Genomic DNA, 18,662 nt, shown 5'->3' with positions numbered 1-18,662 from the left:
CCTTTTTAATTATGGCTGAATTTACTCTGCTCCAGCTGCCTGATTGTCTGCGTTACTGTAAATAAGCAGTGGCTCTGACTCGCCATTAATGACGGACTCATCAATCACGACTTTACTAACGTCTGTTGCAGATGGTAATTCGTACATGGTTTCAAGTAGCACGCCTTCAAGAATCGAGCGTAAGCCACGAGCACCTGTTTTACGCTCCATTGCTTTTTTCGCGATAGCGCGCAGCGCATCTTCACGGAATTCAAGTTCGGCGTTTTCTAGCTCAAACAATGCTGCATATTGCTTGGTCAGTGCGTTCTTCGGTTCACATAGGATCTGAATCAACGCTTCTTCATCAAGCTCAGTCAGTGTTGTTGTTACAGGTAGACGACCAATGAATTCTGGAATGAGGCCGTACTTCACTAAGTCTTCAGGTTCAACTTGAGTAAATAGCTCACCTACCGTCTTCGATTCATTCTTCGAACGAACTTCAGCACCAAAGCCAATACCTGTACCTGTTGCAACACGCTGCTCAATCACCTTGTCTAAGCCAGCAAAAGCACCACCACAAATGAACAGGATCTTAGATGTGTCCACTTGTAGGAATTCTTGCTGAGGATGCTTACGACCACCTTGAGGTGGAACCGATGCAACCGTACCTTCGATAAGTTTTAGTAGCGCCTGCTGAACACCTTCACCAGATACGTCACGCGTAATAGATGGGTTTTCAGCTTTGCGTGAAATCTTATCAATTTCATCAATGTAAACGATGCCGCGTTCCGCTTTAGCTACATCGTAATCACATTTTTGCAGAAGCTTTTGGATGATGTTTTCAACGTCTTCACCTACGTAACCGGCTTCGGTTAGTGTCGTCGCGTCTGCCATTGTAAATGGCACATCCAAGAATCGAGCTAATGTCTCCGCAAGTAGTGTTTTACCGCTACCTGTAGGACCAATTAGAAGGATGTTACTCTTACCAAGCTCCACACCTTCGCTCGTTGTATCACCATTGCGTAAACGCTTGTAGTGGTTATATACCGCAACTGCGAGCACTTTTTTCGCGTAATCTTGCCCGATCACATAGTCATCAAGGTGTTCACGGATCTGTTTTGGCGTTGGTAACGCTTCAGATTCTTTCTTAGGGAGAACATCCTTGATTTCTTCGCGAATAATATCGTTACATAAGTCGACACACTCGTCGCAAATGTACACTGACGGACCTGCGATTAGCTTGCGAACTTCGTGCTGACTTTTGCCGCAGAAAGAACAGTACAGCAATTTACCGCTGCCACTTTCTTTGCTTTTATCTGTCATTCGCTAACCTCTTAGCCTTTACTCTTCATGAATGAGTGTATATCAATTTTTGCCAAAATGCGCTGGCAAATTACTCGCCACGGTGGCTTAACACTGCATCCACGATACCGTATTCCACAGCCTGCTCTGATGACATGAAGTTATCACGATCAGTATCGCGCTCAATGACTTCAAGAGGTTGGCCTGTATGTTCTGCTAACAACTTGTTTAGCTTCTGTTTAATCGTCAGGATTTCCTGAGCATGGATTTGGATATCAGAAGCTTGACCCTGGAAACCACCCAATGGTTGGTGGATCATTACACGAGAGTTAGGCAGTACGTAACGCTTACCTGGCGCACCACCTGCAAGCAGGAAGGCACCCATTGAACATGCTTGACCCATACATACTGTGCTCACATTTGGCTTAATGAACTGCATGGTGTCGTAAATAGACATACCTGCTGTTACGCTGCCGCCTGGTGAGTTGATGTATAGGAAAATATCTTTATCTGGATTTTCAGATTCTAGGAAAAGTAGCTGAGCCACGACAAGGTTTGCCATGTGGTCTTCCACTTGACCCGTTAAAAAAATCACGCGCTCTTTCAGCAGACGTGAGTAGATGTCGTAAGAACGTTCGCCTCGGGAAGTTTGTTCAACCACCATTGGTACTAGCGCGTCCATAATTGGCGACATTGCATTTTTTTCTTGGTAGCTCATATTCTTATGTCCCTAAAATAAATGGCCCGGATGATGACTATCATACGGACCATTGTTAGCAGAATAGTTAACGTTAAGTCAACCTTCTACGCAAGATATTGCTTATTAAGCAGCAGGTTGTTGTTGGTTAAGTAGCTCGTTGAAGCCTACTTCTTTCTCAGAAACCTGTGCTTTAGCGATGATCGCGTCGATTGCTTGCTCTTCTAGAGCTACGTTGCGCATGTTGTTCATCATTTCTTCGTTTTGCTCGTAGTAAGCAATAACTTCTGATGGATCTTCGTATGCAGTAGCCATTTCTTCGATTAGCGCTTTAACTTTCTCGTCGTCCGCTTTTAGCTCTTCAGATTTGATTACTTCACCTAGTAGAAGACCAACAACTACGCGACGTTTAGCTTGTTCTTCGAACAGTTCACGTGGAAGCTGAGCAGCAGCTTCTGGGTTACCACCGAAGCGTTGTGCAGCTTGTTGACGTAGAACTTGGATTTCTTGCTCGATAAGCGCTGATGGTACGTTGATGTCGTTTTGCTCAACTAGACCGTCAATCGCTTGCTCTTTGATGCGGTTCTTAACAGCTTGCTTAAGTTCGCGTTCCATGTTCTTACGAACTTCAGCTTTAAGTGCTTCAACACCACCTTCAACAACACCGAACTTAGCAACGAACTCGTCGTTTAGTTCTGGTAGTTCACGAGCTTCAACTTTGTTCACTTTGATTACGAACTTAGCTGCTTTACCTTTTAGGTTTTCAGCGTGGTAATCTTCTGGGAAAGTCACGTCGATGTCGAATTCCATACCAGCAGTTTTACCTGCGATACCGTCTTCGAAACCAGGGATCATGCGACCAGCACCCATTTCTAGAGGGAAGTTCTCAGCTTTACCACCTTCGAACTCTTCACCGTCGATAGAGCCAACGAAGTCAATGCTTACGCGTTTGCCATCTTCTGCTGCTTCTTCAACTTCAACCCAAGTTGCTTGTTGCTTACGTAGAGTATCGATCATCTCTTCTACGTCTGCATCTTTAACTTCTGTTAGTGGTTTTTCAACAGTGATGCTCTCTAGGCCTTTAAGCTCAACTTCTGGGTAAACTTCAAAAGTTGCAGTGAAAACTAGGTCTGAACCTTCTTTGTTCTCTACAGGAGCGAAAGTTGGAGCGCCAGCTGGGTTGATTTTCTCTTTAACGATAGCTTCGATGAAGTGGCGTTGCATTACTTCACCAAGAACGTCTTGACGTACTGCTTTGCCGTACATCTTAGCAACCATTTTTAGAGGCACTTTACCCTTACGGAAACCATCGAAACGACGGTTTTTAGCGATGTTGCGTAGTTCAGCTGTTACAGCGTCTTCGATGTTTGCAGCTGGAACAGTAATGTTTAGACGGCGCTCTAGGCCCTCTAGCGTTTCAACAGTAACTTGCATTATATATAAACCTCTAAAGTGGCTCGGTTTTCCGAGCGTATGAGCGAAACTCAGAGGAGCTTACGCTTCATCCTTGTGTAGTGTTCTGTCCGAACACCTAATTTAAAATCGAGTATCGATACTGGTTGTCAGTACCGGACTAATCAGTGATATCTTCGATAAAATAACCAAAGGTATCTCCTATTAGCCTCAGGACAGAATTTTTAGACGCGACATTCTAGCGATCTGTCGCAACCCTGTCGAGCCAATAGCCACTATGTGGACATTGTCTGCGCTAAATTCTCGAATGCTGACCCATTTTTTCTTCAAAAATGCGATTCAGACACCGTCTAAGCATCTCCAGCATATCTAGAATGGGGACAATAGCGACTTTTTCAAGAGAATCGACCGGTTTTTTTATCGAAAAGCCTAAAAAGAGATCTTGCTCTTGTTTTACTCCACAGAGTTGAAAACTAAATCCCTAATCCTTCCTACAAACTATTAACATTTTCTTACGTGACCAAAGGAAGTTGTAAGGAGTGTAAGGATGTCGCAAAAAAAACGGATTCTGCTGACATTTTTTGCTTTCTATTTCCTGTCCGCAATTATCGGTGGCCATTGGGTTTGGCAGACCAGTTATCAATCTCTACTTGATAAACACCAATCACAGCTGGAGCAATTTTCTGGCCATATAAAAAATAAACTCGATAAGTACGCCCATATCCCAAATCTTCTCGCTAAAGATGATCCTCTTTATCAAGCGCTTCAGCACCCCAACAACAGTGCGCAACTGGAAATCACTAATCGGTATTTAGAGTCCGTTAATGGCGTGATTGAAGCAGCGGATACGTACTTAATCGATCAATGGGGTACAACGATCGCGGCCAGCAACTGGCGTAAAGAGCGCTCCTTTATCGGTCGAAATTTTGCATTTCGACCTTATTTCAAACAAGCCATTGTAGGTAAACGAAGCCAATACTACGCACTGGGCTCAACATCTGGTAAACGTGGCTACTACTATTCTTATCCCATCGTATACGCTGGCGGTGTACTTGGTGTCGTCGTGGTGAAGATGGACCTAAGTAAGATAGAGGACAACTGGCAGCAACCTAACAGTGTTTTTGTCGCCAGCGACCCATACGGAATTGTTTTCATGAGTAGCCGAAGTGAATGGCTACTCAAAAGCTTACAACCACTGACAAAAAAAGAGAAAAAGCAAGTTTGGGCAAGCCAACAATATCTTGATGCGCCAATTGAAACGCTTGGATTAGTGGGTAGTTTGGACGAGGTGCATTCTGAGCTTAAACAGGGTTACCCATACAATAAAGGAACCTTGGTGGTCTCTTCGCTGCCCCTTCCCGAACTCAAACTGACTATTCGTGTGCTGTCTCCTAAACAGTCGATCGTTTGGTTCACCATGGGTTACATCTTTGTACTCACTCTAGCATTCATGGTTTTGTTTTTAATTGGTCAGCTTATCTATCACCGTCAACAGCGTCACTTGCAACTTGAACGAATTCAACAAGAAGCCAATCAAAAGTTGGAATATCAAGTCATGGCACGGACTGCCGAGTTGCAAGCGGAGATCGCACAGCGTATCGATACCGAGCAAACTTTACGCGTTACTCAAGACGAATTGGTGCAAGCAGCGAAACTCGCGGTGTTAGGACAAATGTCGGCCAGTATCAGCCACGAACTGAATAATCCACTTGCGGCAATTCGTAGCTTTGCGGAGAACGGCAAGCTGTTTCTAAAAAAAGAAAAATATGAGCGAGTGGAAGATAATCTCACTCGCATTTCTGCTCTCACTGACCGTATGGCAAATATCAGTCAGCAACTTCGCTCTTTCGCCAAAAAAACCAGTGGTGACGAGTTGGCTCAATCTCGATTGTTCCCTGTGATAGCCTCTGTAAAAGAACTGATGAAGCCCGCATTTAAATCAGGGCGCGTCACGTTAGAAACAAATTTGCCAGAGCATGATGTTGAAGTGCAGATCAATATTATTCAACTGGAGCAAGTGTTGGTCAATTTACTGACTAATGCGATAGAAGCACTCAAAGAACAACAAGACAAACAGGTAGAATTATCTGTAGAACACGATGAGCACACTGATTTAGTTTGGATTCATGTTGATGATAATGGCCCAGGACTTGGCTCTTTCTCACTTTCTGATTTATGTGAGCCGTTTCTAACCACTAAACTGAACGGTTTAGGTTTGGGTCTCTCTATCTCGCAACAAATCTTAGCCAGTATGAATGGAAAATTATGTGCCCATAATCGAGAACAAGGCGGCGCTCGATTCTCATTGTGTTTACCTATCACTTCTTACAACACTGAACCATCAAAAGGATAAGATCATGTGTCAGGTGTTTTTTATTGATGATGAGGCCGATCTCAGAATCGCTATAGAACAGACCTTTGAACTGGCGGATATCGACGCCAAGTTTTTTGTGGATGCAGAATCGGCTTTAATAGCGATGCAAACTTACCCGTCATCATGATCACTGGACACGGTGATATTTCCATGGCAGTGCAAGCCCTTCATCAAGGCGCTTACGACTTTATTGAGAAACCTTTTGCGCCAGAGCATTTGGTTGAAACGGTTAAGCGGGCGATTGAGAAGCGCAAACTAACCAATGAAAATGAAAAACTGCGCCTGTCACTTAAAGCCAGTAAAACCCTTGGTCCACGAGTTATTGGTGAAACCTCTAGCATCCAAATATTACGAGAGACCATCACCCAAATCGCCGATACCGACGCCGATATTTTATTGTTTGGTGAAACCGGTACAGGGAAAGAGTTAATCGCTCGTTCTTTACATGAGCAAAGCTCTCGCCGGAACCAAAACTTTGTCGCCGTAAATTGTGGAGCGGTTCCAGAGAACTTAATTGAGAGTGAACTCTACGGCCATGAAAAAGGCGCATTCACTGGCGCCGAAAGCCGTCGTATCGGTAAATTTGAGTTTGCACAAGGCGGCACACTTTTCTTGGATGAGATCGAGTCGATGCCTATCCAAGCCCAAATTCGTTTATTGAGGGTATTACAAGAGCGCGTGATTGAGCGTGTCGGTTCCAATGAATTATTGCCTTTAGATATTCGAGTGATTGCCGCAACAAAGTTCGATTTAAAACACGCAGCTGAAGAAGGTACTTTCCGTCAGGATCTCTATTATCGGCTCAATGTCGTGACCTTGGATCTCCCGCCACTACGCGAACGAAAAGAAGATATTCCCGCCCTCTTTCACCACTTTCTGTTGGTAGCAGCTTCACGTTATGGCAAAAGCTCACCTAGCTTGTCACCCCAAGATCTAGCGCAACTGATGAGCCATGACTGGCCTGGCAATGTTCGAGAACTCAGAAATGCTGCAGAGCGTTTTGTGCTATTGGGTAAGTTAATTCAGTTGGGAGAATCGAACCCAGTCGCTAATTCTTCCTCAAGCCTTGCAGAGCAAGTAGCGGAGTTTGAGAGAGCAGCCATTGAAGGCGCTTTATTAGAAAACAACGGTAGTATTAAACAGACAATGTGCCAATTGAATGTGCCAAGAAAAACCCTTTACGACAAGATGCAGCGCTACCAAATAAATAAAGACCTTTACAAATAAAACACGTTCAGATAACTGGCATTATATTCAACTTGAATCATAATTTTTAACAACAGGTTTATCATGGTTGTTACAGATATGAACGAAAAAGTGAGAATACCGATTGTTACAGATACCGTGCTCGTAGACGGTTGCTATCAAGAAGAGAGAAGATTCGGTGAAGAGCGTCGTAAAAATAAAAAGAGGTGGCGACACTATGAACGTCGAATTAATTCAGACCCGCGCAAAACTTGCTACAAGTCAATAGACGAAGAGGTGTGAATTCTCACACCTCTTTCTACTTTCTGGCTTCCATTACTTGGTAATGATCTCCGGCCCCATCAAAGTAGTAGGCAACCAAGTCGAAACCCATGGTACATATGTGACGATAATTAGGAATAAGAACATCACTCCAACCCAGGGTAATGCTGCCTTCACTACGTTCATCATCGACATTTTGGCAACACCAGCGGTCACAAATAAGTTAAGACCCACGGGCGGCGTTATCATTCCTATCTCCATATTCACCACCATCATTATGCCCAAGTGAATTGGGTCTATGCCTAATGCAATCGCAATTGGGAACACGAGCGGCGCAACAATGATCAACAAGCCTGATGGCTCCATAAACTGACCACCAATCAACAACAAGACGTTCACCACAATCAAGAAAGTGATGGGTCCGAGACCAGCCGAGAGCATCGACTCGGTGATCATTTGCGGGATGCGTTCTTCCGTTAAAACATGCTTCAAAATTAAGGCATTAGCAATGATGAACAGCAGCATGATGGTGAGTTTGCCCGCTTCATACAGGGTGTGTTTCGTGTCTTTATGAACAAAGGTTTGGAAGATTTTAACGAGCGCAGGTTTAGTGTTTTTCTTGTCTGCAAATGGCCCCATGTCTTTGTATACAAAGTTAGCAATAAAGAATGAGTACACAGCAGCAACCGCAGCGGCTTCTGTCGGCGTAAAGATACCGCCATAGATACCACCAAGAATGATGACGACCAACAACAAGCCCCAGCTTGCATCCTTGGCGGCATCAAAAGTTTCTTTCCAACCGACAAAAGGTTGCTTTGGAAGGTTCTTGATTCTCGCGGCAATGTAAATCGCGATCATCAACATGACACCCGCCAGCAAACCGGGAATCACACCACCAAGGAACATACGTCCAACTGACACATCCGTTGCGGCTGCATACACCACCATCACAATCGAAGGTGGGATCAAAATCCCTAGCGTACCTGCGTTACAAATTACCCCAGAGGCAAACTCTTTTGAGTAACCGTTTTTGATCATACCTGCGATAACAATACTACCTATGGCAACAACCGTTGCAGGTGAGGAACCTGACAACGCGGCAAACATCATACACGCTACAACCGAAGCCATCGCCAAACCGCCGCGGAACCAGCCTACAATGGCAATGGCGAAACGAATTATCCGCTTTGCTACGCCACCCGTCGACATAAAGCTTGAAGCCAATATAAAGAATGGAATAGCCAATAGCGTGTAGTGGCCCGCGAATGCATTAAACAGCGTTTGAGCAACTGACGCTAAAGAGGCATCCGAATGCATTAAAAGGAAAAGAACACTGGAAAGGCCCAGCGAAATAGCAATTGGCACGCCAACCAGCATAAAGCCAATTACCATCAAAAATAGAAATAAGATATCCATGGCTTATTGCTCCTTGTTTTTAGCGTCTTGCGAGGCCTTTGGAGCCATTACGTCTTCAGCGTCACTCATCTCAGCTTTAAGAGATTCGAGCTCTTCCTCCGCTTCATGTCCTGCAATCAAGCGATCGAGCTTACCAGTAGCGATTTGCCACGTGACTTGAACAAATCTAAACGTTAGTAGCGCCATTCCAAGTGGCAAAGCGAAGTAAGGAATAAAACGTGGCAGCTTTTCATAACGCTCTCCCTCATTTAACCAGTCGGCCATGAACTGGAGTATTTCAGGCATCGGAATATCGTCCGTTTCATACCACGCTCGGTCGGTAGCGAACGGATACCAGTAGTTCCAAGCGCCAATTAACAGCAAAATAGAGAAGGCTAAGCAACACATTGCTGCAAAAAGCGCCAGGGCTTTTCGTTTACCTTCCGGAACGATGTTAATAATGACATCGACACCAATATGAAAGTGTTTTTTCACACCATAAGATGCGCCAACCAACACCATCCATGCGAACATGAAAACGGTGAGCTCAAGCGCCCAAAGAATATTGTCGTTAAAGACATAACGAAAGATGACATTGGCAAAGGTCAGCAAGGTCATGGCACCCAAGAAGAAAGCAATCAAAGTCTCTTCAATGGCATCGGTGATTCGTCCAGCCTTGGCAAAAAAAGTCTGTTCCATAATTACATCACGTCGTCTGTAGGGGGAAAGAGCCCCCTCAGTTTGAGAGGGCTAAATGTGCTAGCTGTTATTATTTTTGGTTAGACGCCAAAGCGGCTTCGATTAGGTCAGAACCAATGTCTTTTTCGAACTTCTTCCATACTGGTTGAAGTGCAGTGACCCACTCTTGGCGCTGTTCTGGCGTTAGAGTACGAACCACACCACCGGCTTCGATGATATTGTTCTTATTCGCAAGGTTTACTTTGGTTGACTCAGCATTACGCTGCGCAGTTACCTCTTGAATAATGGTATTTAACTGCTCGCGCTGATCATCTGGTAGGTTTTTCCAGAAGTCGTTTGACGTCACAACTAAGTAATCCAGAATTCCGTGGTTCGTTTCCGTAATGCCATCTTGAACTTCGAAGAATTTTTTGCCGTAAATGTTTGACCAAGTATTTTCTTGACCATCAATAACCTTAGTTTGCAAGCCGCCGTAAACTTCTTTGAACGACATTTTTTGTGGGTTAGCACCTAGCTGCTCAAACTGAGCAACGAGTACATCAGACGCTTGAACACGGAACTTAAGTCCTTCAGCATCAGTTGGAGAAATGAGCGGCTTGTTGGCTGACATTTGCTTCATGCCGTTATGCCAAAACGCAATGCCTTGTAGGCCACGACGTTTCATTGAATTTTTCAGCTTTTCACCCGCTTCCGAGTTTTGGAAACGGTCAACCGCGTCGACATCATCGAACAAGAAAGGAAGATCGAAAAGGCGGTACTTCTTGGTGAATTTCTCAAACTTAGAAAGAGAAGGAGCAGCGAGTTGAACATCACCATTCAGTAGCGCTTCCAACACTTTGTCATCATCATAAAGTGTTGAGTTAGGAAACACCTGCATACAGACTTTACCGTTCATCTCTTCGTTGACGCGCTTTTCAAGTAACGAAGCCGCGATGCCTTTAGGGTGTTTGTCCGCGTTCGTTACATGGCTAAACTTGATGACCGTTTCACCCGGGTCACAATTTGCGGCAGCATTAAAACTGGTAACAGCAAGTGCAGAGACAGATAGTAGAGTTAGAGGCTTAAACATTATTATTCTCCTTGTTGAATCACATCCCATCCCGTCCATGAGTAACTAGGTGTTAGGCGATGGGTACGGATGTTCAACAAAGAGCAATTAATGGACCATGTTAAAATTTATATATATTTCAATAAATTAACAAAGCCCGTTAACATGAATCCGAAGTGTAACGAGTGAATTCCACCCAAGAAAAAGATATAAATGGGTGGGAAATGACCCATTTATGAAGAACAGCTTATCTCCATTTTCTTCCCCCATTCCGGCGGCAATTTCGCATAATCATCAAACTCGGGTTGCTCATCAAATGGGCGTTTTAACAGTTCGGCCAATCGGTGTAATTCGCTAAAGTCCCCTTCTTCCGCTTTATCAATCGCCAACTGAGCCAAGTAGTTACGCAAGATGTATTTGGGATTGGCTTGACGCATCTGTTTGCAACGCTGTTCGGTTGAAATCAGGCCCCCTAGTTCATCAACCTCTAGCTCACACCGAGCTAAGTACAGATCAAGCCAAGCTCGCGCAGCTTCTCGGTCGAGAAATAAATCGATTACGGCTTGGGAAGGCGCATTATCAAGGTTTGAGAGTGTTCTGAAGAAGCGAGTGTAGTCCGTTTTGTTCTGGTGAAGAAGCTCAAACATAGCTTCAAACAAACGCCCGTCTTCCGCTATCTTAGTTTTTAAGCCCAACTTCTCACGCATGAGGCGGCTGAACTGCTGGCTTAAATGAACTTCAAATTGACTCAACGACGATTCTAAATCTTCTCGTTCAACGAGTGGCGATAGCGCATGCGCCAGTGCTGACAGGTTCCAAAGCGCAATTCTAGGCTGTTGATCAAATGCGTAACGACCCTGGTAGTCTGAATGATTACAAATGTATCCCGGCTCATAATCATCAAGAAAGCCAAACGGACCATAATCAAAAGTTTGCCCAAGAATTGACATGTTATCGGTATTCATCACACCATGCGCAAAACCAAAAGCTTGCCAATATGCGATCATCTCGGCTGTTTTAGTCACGATGGCGTCAAACATCGCGGCATATGGTTTCTCCGCCGATGCACAATCAGCAAAGTGCCACTCAATCACCTTATCCGCCAACAGCTTCTGCTCTGCTAACTGGTTGGTGTAAAAGAAATGCTCAAAGTGACCGAATCGAACATGGGTTTCAGCCATTCGAAGTAACAAAGCGCCCGATTCCGTTTTTTCTCGATAAACAGGTGTATCACTGACCATCATACCGAGAGCACGTGTCGTGGGAACCCCAAGGCCCGCCATGGCTTCACTGCACAAGTACTCACGGATAGTTGAGCGTAATACCGCTCGCCCATCTCCCATTCGCGAGTAAGGCGTTAGCCCTGCACCTTTGAGGTGAAGATCAAACCAAGTACCATCCTGATGCTCAATTTCTGCCAACAGTAATCCACGTCCATCGCCCAAATCTGGGTTGTAAACGCCAAACTGATGGCCTGCATATTTCATCGCAAGAGGACGAAATTGTTCGAATTCACTTAGCCCAGAAAAAACCGCCAATAACTCATCGTTTTGCTCTTCTGGTAAACCAAACTGCTGTGCAAACTCACCATTCCAAGCGACCCAGCGAGTGTTGTCCAAGGGTTGTGGCTCGACCAACGTATAGAACGCTGACGGTAATTGACTAAAGCGATGGGTGAAATTGACCCGTTGCCAAATGGACATGTAGGGTTCCTTAATAAAAAGAAGTACTGTTGTGAGTATACGTGTGAATGTCCCTGTCATTCAGCCATGAAATGGGCATGGGTATTTTGCGTGAATAACGCGAAGGCGGCAGGAAGGTATCAACCTGCCGCAGACCGTCTCCTAAACGGAGGTAGCATGTAAAAACGATCAAAGGGTTAAGCGGAAAATTCTTCACCCGTTTTTGGTGGCTGTGATGGCGTATCAAAACGAGCGCGTTCGATATCCACTACCGTTTTATAGCTCAACGATAACAATGCCAGCTGGTACGCGCCAAAAATACCATAGGCCACACCGACGAGGCTCAACATAAAGAGATTCGTAAAGTGGCTAAAGATCAGCTGACTGAGCAAGCCCGCACCCAATGGAATTAGTCCCATCAAAATGAATACTTGTTTGTTGTATGGTCTGCTCTGGTTCCACGAACGACGCAAACTGCGCGGCTGATGATCCATTGCAGTCGCTGGCAACACAAATGACCATCGCGCCATTACCCAATAGCCAGGAATGCTTGCAATCGTTGTGATAATAGCCATAGCAACAAAGTCGGCTTCACCACTTTCTGCAATGTAGATAAACGACAACACAAAGATCGGGATACCAATAACGAGCATCATCATCAGTCCAAACAGTATCCACCAGCCTATGAAACGGAATTCTCGAGCTGACAAACGAAATACATCCAACGCAGAGTGCATGTAATCGCCGGCTAAATAAATTCGATGCACACGCACAGCCGCCATAGCGGCAACAAGTGGGTACAAAATAATTGTGACGAAATAAAATCCTGCGACATTGCCTTCTTGAACGTTCGCTTGATCTTGCCCCGTCATTTCAGGATACATAAAAGCAAAAATTGAGTGCACGATAATCAACGGAATACAAGCAATAACAATTGCGAGTAGATTCCTTCTGACCATCACTGCCGCTTCTCGGCATATTTCCGAAACAGAAAAGCCCTCGGTAGACATATAACATCCTTAGTTCATAAAAATCGGCCCCTAGGGTAACCGCAGAGTAGAAAAATCGCTTTAAAAATAATGAGAAACACATCTCATAAGACAATGAGAACGAAACCAAAATAGATCAGATAAAAAATAAGCCACTCAATGTGAGTGGCTTATACCGCAATTCAATACCGTTTTAGACGCGACGTCGCCAGCCTAATGTTGCAAGTAACATCAAAGCCCAATAAGAAACACTGCCGCTACCTTCAGAGTTCTTGAATGTCGTTGTCTTCAAAGAAGCAACAACCGTCACGATAACTTCCCCCGTAGCAGTGGCACCATGACCGTCTGAAACCGTATATTGCAGCTTGATGCCGTCAGTAGGGCTATCCGGTGCTTGAAAACGGATTTTGCCATTCTCTACACTCGCACTTCCCACACCCGTTACGTTCTGTACGCTTTCTACAACCAGTTTATCGCCGTTCACATCCGAATCATTGCTCGCTGCATCAATCAGAATACTTTCACCAACGGCAACGGTCGCCGTATCTGCAAGCGTAAGTGGCGCTGCGTTTTTCATGGTTAAATCGACGGTAGCACTGGACGTTTCATTACTAGGATCAGTCACGGTTAAACGGAATGTCAGAACCTCACCCGCTTTTGCACCTTGAGGCACCGTAAAGCTTGTGCTAACACTGGTTGCATTGCCAAGAGAAACTGAAGTGCCAGCCAACTGCTCCCATTTATAACTCAACACATCACCATCAGCATCCGTACTATTTAACGCAGACAACGTGACTCGCTGCCCAACCGTCATGTCTTTATTATCAACATCAATCACGGCCACTGGCGCTTCGTTGCTGCCAAGCACTTCCACCTGCACATTCACGATTGAAGATGAGTACGCACCATCAACCGACAACAAACGATATTGGAAAGTGTCCAGACCAACGAAGTTAGCTTCAGGTTGGTACTGGTTGCCAGAGATGGTGCCGTGCTCAGGCTTCTGCACAATGTCCACATTGAACTGATACCCTACCGCCATGAAATCATTGTCCATCAGGTTCAGTTTGATTGGCGTATTTTTATTGGTTTGTAACGAATCAGATTTCGCTTCAACCAAGTTGCTCGCATCCACATTTAATAATGCTGCAAACGGAATATAAGAGAACCCGGCTTTTTCTAGACCAAACGTGCCAATCTCACTGTAATCACCAGTCCACATTACAGGTAGGGAGGCTTTTTCAGTTTTTAGCAAGCGGCCGAAGTCAAAGTTTGCATCAAATTGACCGCCTTCCAATTCAACGACCAATAAGTGCTGACCCGCACTCAATTGGCTTGATTGGGGGAATAAAATTCGAGATGACTTTTGGAAGTTACCTTGCTGTAAAAGCTCAGCGTTGTTTTGATTCAATATTAATCGATAGCCAATGTTTCCAGAAAATGGGAATCGCCAAACTCGATAAGTCATGTCACTTTGAGCGCTATCTCTTTGCGCATAAAGTTGAAGGCCATCAAGCTCTGTATCACTATTCAAGTCCAGTGACACCGCCAGAGTGTTACTCCCACTCGCGTACACATAACCTTGATGAAGAGAGTTCAGCCATGCTGATTTATTTGGTTCGTTTGTATGCTCAAGAGAAAAGCTACCACCGTTGGTGTTGCTGGCAATGTTGGAAATACGAACCCCAGTATCAAACCCTGTGATCGCTCTCAGACCCGGGGTCGATGTATCTGAAATGACATCGCCACCATTAGGATATAAATCGTCAGCGTCACTCCTACCATCATTTTCTAACTCATTCAGACCATCAGCCTGCATGATTTGAACCTGCATCGCGCCAACATCATTAAAGCGGTTCTGGACATTAACCGACGTCGCTAGAATACCTTCAGCCGCCAATGCTCGGTCGTAACCGCTAAAGGTGCGATTTTCCAAGTAAATACGTGGACCAAACTCTTTCAAGTACGGGTCGAGATACACCAGCTTGACATCGTCGTTGTTCACAGAAATAGGCGCTGGACTTTCATGAGTTACCGTTGGTACAACAAAACCAGCAGCGTGTTTGCTCCATGCACTCATGTTCACCGGAGTGTCACCAGCGTATGAATCTCCCGGTTTCTGCGCCCATGAACCGCCACCCATCACGCCCCAAGAGCCAATCGAGGCATCACTGTTCCTTGCGTACAAATCCGGTAAGCCAAGCATTAAGTGACCAAGCTCGTGTACGATCACGCCCAACGTCGCTTGATGATCAACTTGATAGTCAGCGAACACACAATAGTCTGTGATCTTTTTACCATCTAATGTGACATCATTGTGAGAGAATTTGTGCGGCCAAATCGCAGGACGGTTGAGAACCCCTGTTGAACGATCACCCCCCGCAAAAATAAACATGACAGAGAGTTCTGACGGTTCTACGGTACCATTTTGATTGCTGTCGTAGGCCGAAAGATTAAAGTATGGATCCAGTTTTTGATAAGCCTCGGTGAAAACCGCATTCAACTTGGCGGTGCATGTCTTATCAGTCGAACTAGAGTGACAGTTAGGGTGGCTTTGTGCCACAGTCACATCTATCACACCGTCATTGGCGGTGCCGTAACTCTCAAGTGCAGGAACAACTTTGAATTTACCTTGAGAGTTTTTATCAAAGTAATCCACAACGCTTTGACCATTGGTATTAAATACGCGTTGCTCAAAATCATGCACCATTGCTTGGTCATCAAACGAAACTTGCACAACCAATAGGGGCTGCTGCTTCACCGTTGAACTGCTCATCGTCTGGTAACCTTGCGCCGAACGCAGTAGGTTTTTTCGTGCCATCGGCTCAATGGTTTTTAGAGAAGATAATTGCGGTTTAACTTGTAAATCCGGGCGAAACTTCGCCGACTCAGGTGGCTCACTCGACTGCGTTTTCACCACACCTGTCGAGATCAATATTGGCGTGTCTGACTCGCGCTGAATCTGCGCGAAAAACCAAACGCCGTCTTCCTGAAGTAAGGCATTGCCCTGCTTATCTTCAAACCAGTGGAAATCTGCCGTTCCACGTAGAATTGCCTCACTGGAGCTACCATCGCTCAACGCAATAGTATGCCAAACCGGCGATGGCGGAGTAGTTGCCATGCTCTTCCCTGCAAGAAGCGCAGTTAGCATAGCCATGGCGAGTGTGTTGAATTTCAAAGTACGACTCCATCTTTTCGATTCGTTCATTCATACCAAGCACAACAAACACAAAGTAACCCTATGGGCATAGAGTAAGACTGAGTGACTATTGACGAAGGCTGGTATCAATTCGCTCAGATAACACGACGTAGTTTGGTGTCACACTACAAAAGCGTCGGATTCCAAAACGCTGTTATGAGCGTAGCTTCTGAGAATATAAATTGAGTGAATGAATAGTATCGAAACGAAAGGAAGAAGAAATGAACTTCTACGAATTTGTAGGTAAAACTGGGCAACATTCCACATATTCTATAAATGTACGAGCACTGCTATTAATCAATGCTCGTAATGGTCGCGCGGCCATTGTTTAACGCTATATTAACCTGTAAGAACGGCGTCTTCTGGGTATTTGACCAAGGTAGGTTCAGGACGTGCCAACATGTAGGCAAGCGTGAGCGGCCCAATACGACCAATGATCATCACCACGATCATAATGTATTTACCAGGTTCAGAAAGTTCCGCAGTCAAACCGGCGGTGAGCCCCACTGTGGCAAATGCGGAAATGGTTTCAAACATAACCTTATCAAAGCTGGCCTTCTCGGTAAGCATCAATAAAAACATTGCGCTTGTCAGGATGGCTCCGCTCACAACGATAATTGCCAATGACTTAGTCACAGTTTGCCAATTTATGGTTCGCTTAAACATAACCACATGTTTCTTTTGGCGTAAAAAGGTCCACGTAGCCATAAACGCAACAGCAAATGTGGAAACTTTAATACCGCCCCCCGTTGAGGTGGAACCCGCTCCAATTAACATCAGAACAATCATGACCAGTAAGGCTGGCTGGGTAAACAACGCCAAGTCAACACTATTAAACCCTGCCGTTCGAGCACTCGCAGATTGAAAGAATGCCGCCAACCATTGCCCTGTTGCAGGTAAAGACGCCATTGTGTTTGGGTTGCTTCGCTCAAGTAACCAAAACATCATCGTTCCGACTAAGAGCAATATCGGTGTCGCAATCAGCATGATTTTGGTGTGAAGATGCAAAAAGTGGAAACCTTTGCGCCAGTTTAGCCAGATGTCACCCACAACAGTAAAACCAAGCCCGCCAAAAATGAATAGCCCCGCCAGTGTAAAGATAACCAACGGATCATTCACAAAGCTCATCATACTGTCAGAAAACAGCGCGAACCCAGCGTTGTTAAATGCAGAAATTGCATGAAACAAGGCGTAAAACATACCAGTCTGCCAGCCCATTTCAGGGACCCAGCGGATAGAGAGAAAAATAAACCCGACCGTTTCTGCAACAAGCGCGAAAACAACAATCCGCTTTACTAGTCGGTTTAGATTGACTTGCCGATCTTGCCCTAATGCTTCTTTCGCCAGCGCTTGTTGACGCAAACTCAAACGCACGCCGAACATATAGAGTAAGACTGCCGACAACGTCATCTGCCCCAACCCACCGATTTGCATTAAAAACATCAGCAAGATTTTACCCGCAAGCGTAAAGTGTTGCCCAGTATCGACAACACCAAGCCCTGTCACACTAATAGCGGACGTTGCAGTAAACAAAGCATCCGTTATCGACAGGCCCGTAACAGAAAAAACTGGCAAGGTTAGCAATACCGCAGAAGGCAGTAAAACACCGAGAAAACTGAGCAATATAATACGCGGTTCGTTGCCCTTCGCTTTCTCTTGTTTACCATCTGGTGCGTAAAAAACACCTTTCTGATGAAAATACGTCATAGCGATTTTAATTTATTTGCGAGCGCATCTTGAGGGCCGACCACAATAATTAGGTCACCAATTTCTAGTGTGGTATTAAGGTCAGGTGCCTTGGTAATTTCTGGGCCCCGTTTAAACCCTAGCACTTGCACGCCATCGACTTTGCACAGAGCCAAATCACTTAGTGTCTTACCCATCCAACGAGAGCCAATCACAAACTCCGTCATAGCTAAGCCACTGCCTAATGGGTGGAACTCAAGAACCCGTTTATCGAGCATTTTACGCGCGACACGTATCCCCATGTCACGCTCAGGCATGATAATGTGGTCTGCGCCAATTTTTTGCAGAACACGAGCTTGGAAGCGGTCGTTGGCTTTAACCCATACTGACTTTACTCCCGCCTCTTTAGCAATCAATGTCGCAAGAATACTGGCATTGACATCCGCTCCGATGGCAATCATCACCATGTCGTAATCATCAAGTTTGAGCTCAGCAACCGTCTCTTCGTGAGTACAGTTAGCCACAACCGCCTGACTAACAAAACTGGCGGCTTCTTTAACTCTGTCTTCGTTGATGTCAACGGCTAAAACTTGAGCGCCTGAATCTTGTAACTCTTTACACACTGCCAAACCAAATCGGCCAAGACCAATAACGGCGAATTGCTTATCACCTGTTTTCATTTGTGCCCCATCTTATGCATTCATTAGCAAGCAAAAAAGTTTGCGCCCATTC

13 protein-coding genes and 1 pseudogene are annotated in these 18,662 nt (G+C 45.2%); 3 read left to right on the top strand and 11 right to left on the bottom strand.

Going from position 1 to position 18,662, the window contains the following annotated elements:
• Positions 1-21: 21 nt before the first annotated feature.
• The 3 genes from clpX to tig form a co-directional block, all read right to left on the bottom strand.
• The gene (gene clpX, locus R7E38_RS15790) at positions 22-1,302 is read right to left on the bottom strand and encodes an ATP-dependent protease ATP-binding subunit ClpX (protein WP_005382345.1); all 1,281 of its coding nucleotides are present in this window, start codon (positions 1,300-1,302) and stop codon (positions 22-24) included.
• A 70-nt stretch (positions 1,303-1,372) separates the two neighbouring features.
• The gene (clpP, locus tag R7E38_RS15785; protein WP_005382347.1) at positions 1,373-1,999 is read right to left on the bottom strand and encodes an ATP-dependent Clp endopeptidase proteolytic subunit ClpP; all 627 of its coding nucleotides are present in this window, start codon (positions 1,997-1,999) and stop codon (positions 1,373-1,375) included.
• A 105-nt stretch (positions 2,000-2,104) separates the two neighbouring features.
• Positions 2,105-3,412, bottom strand: a complete 1,308-nt coding sequence (gene tig / locus R7E38_RS15780; RefSeq protein ID WP_213889744.1) for a trigger factor — start codon at positions 3,410-3,412, stop codon at positions 2,105-2,107.
• Between the two features lie 526 nt (positions 3,413-3,938).
• Here tig and R7E38_RS15775 point away from each other — a divergent pair.
• The 3 genes and pseudogenes from R7E38_RS15775 (at position 3,939) to R7E38_RS15765 (ending at position 7,253) form a co-directional block, all read left to right on the top strand.
• Positions 3,939-5,744, top strand: a complete 1,806-nt coding sequence (locus R7E38_RS15775; protein ID WP_213889746.1) for an ATP-binding protein — start codon at positions 3,939-3,941, stop codon at positions 5,742-5,744.
• Positions 5,745-5,748: 4 nt separating this feature from the next.
• Positions 5,749-6,992 (top strand): annotated as a pseudogene (locus R7E38_RS15770) (sigma-54-dependent transcriptional regulator).
• A gap of 78 nt (positions 6,993-7,070) precedes the next feature.
• Complete coding sequence (locus R7E38_RS15765) at positions 7,071-7,253, top strand: hypothetical protein (RefSeq protein WP_021034161.1); 183 nt, start codon at positions 7,071-7,073, stop codon at positions 7,251-7,253.
• Positions 7,254-7,286: 33 nt separating this feature from the next.
• On the opposite strand, the gene R7E38_RS15760 is transcribed toward R7E38_RS15765, so the two are convergent.
• The 8 genes from R7E38_RS15760 to R7E38_RS15725 form a co-directional block, all read right to left on the bottom strand.
• Positions 7,287-8,648 (bottom strand): TRAP transporter large permease, encoded by a 1,362-nt coding sequence (locus tag R7E38_RS15760; protein ID WP_005382255.1) that lies wholly within the window; start codon positions 8,646-8,648, stop codon positions 7,287-7,289.
• Between the two features lie 3 nt (positions 8,649-8,651).
• On the bottom strand, positions 8,652-9,326 hold the full coding sequence (locus R7E38_RS15755; protein ID WP_005384308.1) for a TRAP transporter small permease: 675 nt from the start codon (positions 9,324-9,326) through the stop codon (positions 8,652-8,654).
• 70 nt (positions 9,327-9,396) lie between these two features.
• Positions 9,397-10,395, bottom strand: a complete 999-nt coding sequence (locus tag R7E38_RS15750) for a TRAP transporter substrate-binding protein (RefSeq protein ID WP_017634784.1) — start codon at positions 10,393-10,395, stop codon at positions 9,397-9,399.
• Between the two features lie 212 nt (positions 10,396-10,607).
• Positions 10,608-12,077 (bottom strand): protein adenylyltransferase SelO, encoded by a 1,470-nt coding sequence (locus tag R7E38_RS15745; RefSeq protein WP_053303268.1) that lies wholly within the window; start codon positions 12,075-12,077, stop codon positions 10,608-10,610.
• Positions 12,078-12,253: 176 nt separating this feature from the next.
• Entirely contained in the window at positions 12,254-13,066 is an 813-nt protein-coding gene (locus R7E38_RS15740) for a hypothetical protein (RefSeq protein WP_033906890.1), read from the bottom strand.
• A 172-nt stretch (positions 13,067-13,238) separates the two neighbouring features.
• The gene (locus R7E38_RS15735; protein WP_226083863.1) at positions 13,239-16,223 is read right to left on the bottom strand and encodes a M6 family metalloprotease domain-containing protein; all 2,985 of its coding nucleotides are present in this window, start codon (positions 16,221-16,223) and stop codon (positions 13,239-13,241) included.
• Positions 16,224-16,583: 360 nt separating this feature from the next.
• The gene (locus R7E38_RS15730) at positions 16,584-17,951 is read right to left on the bottom strand and encodes a TrkH family potassium uptake protein (RefSeq protein WP_025766961.1); all 1,368 of its coding nucleotides are present in this window, start codon (positions 17,949-17,951) and stop codon (positions 16,584-16,586) included.
• Positions 17,948-18,610 (bottom strand): potassium channel family protein, encoded by a 663-nt coding sequence (locus tag R7E38_RS15725; RefSeq protein ID WP_005388291.1) that lies wholly within the window; start codon positions 18,608-18,610, stop codon positions 17,948-17,950. Before R7E38_RS15725 ends, R7E38_RS15730 begins: the two co-directional genes overlap by 4 nt.
• Positions 18,611-18,662: the final 52 nt, after the last annotated feature.

The organism is Vibrio sp. Vb2131 (assembly GCF_033338535.1).
In the GTDB taxonomy this organism is placed as follows: Bacteria; Pseudomonadota; Gammaproteobacteria; order Enterobacterales; family Vibrionaceae; genus Vibrio; species Vibrio alginolyticus.
This window is presented reverse-complemented; position numbering and strand designations above follow the sequence as displayed.

Coding starts and splice junctions, on each gene's coding strand:
- clpX (WP_005382345.1), bottom strand. CDS start 1,302: ATGACAGATAAAAGCAAAGAAAGTGGCAGCGGTAAATTGCTGTACTGT.
- clpP (WP_005382347.1), bottom strand. CDS start 1,999: ATGAGCTACCAAGAAAAAAATGCAATGTCGCCAATTATGGACGCGCTA.
- tig (WP_213889744.1), bottom strand. CDS start 3,412: ATGCAAGTTACTGTTGAAACGCTAGAGGGCCTAGAGCGCCGTCTAAAC.
- R7E38_RS15775 (WP_213889746.1), top strand. CDS start 3,939: ATGTCGCAAAAAAAACGGATTCTGCTGACATTTTTTGCTTTCTATTTC.
- R7E38_RS15765 (WP_021034161.1), top strand. CDS start 7,071: ATGAACGAAAAAGTGAGAATACCGATTGTTACAGATACCGTGCTCGTA.
- R7E38_RS15760 (WP_005382255.1), bottom strand. CDS start 8,648: ATGGATATCTTATTTCTATTTTTGATGGTAATTGGCTTTATGCTGGTT.
- R7E38_RS15755 (WP_005384308.1), bottom strand. CDS start 9,326: ATGGAACAGACTTTTTTTGCCAAGGCTGGACGAATCACCGATGCCATT.
- R7E38_RS15750 (WP_017634784.1), bottom strand. CDS start 10,395: ATGTTTAAGCCTCTAACTCTACTATCTGTCTCTGCACTTGCTGTTACC.
- R7E38_RS15745 (WP_053303268.1), bottom strand. CDS start 12,077: ATGTCCATTTGGCAACGGGTCAATTTCACCCATCGCTTTAGTCAATTA.
- R7E38_RS15740 (WP_033906890.1), bottom strand. CDS start 13,066: ATGTCTACCGAGGGCTTTTCTGTTTCGGAAATATGCCGAGAAGCGGCA.
- R7E38_RS15730 (WP_025766961.1), bottom strand. CDS start 17,951: ATGACGTATTTTCATCAGAAAGGTGTTTTTTACGCACCAGATGGTAAA.
- R7E38_RS15725 (WP_005388291.1), bottom strand. CDS start 18,610: ATGAAAACAGGTGATAAGCAATTCGCCGTTATTGGTCTTGGCCGATTT.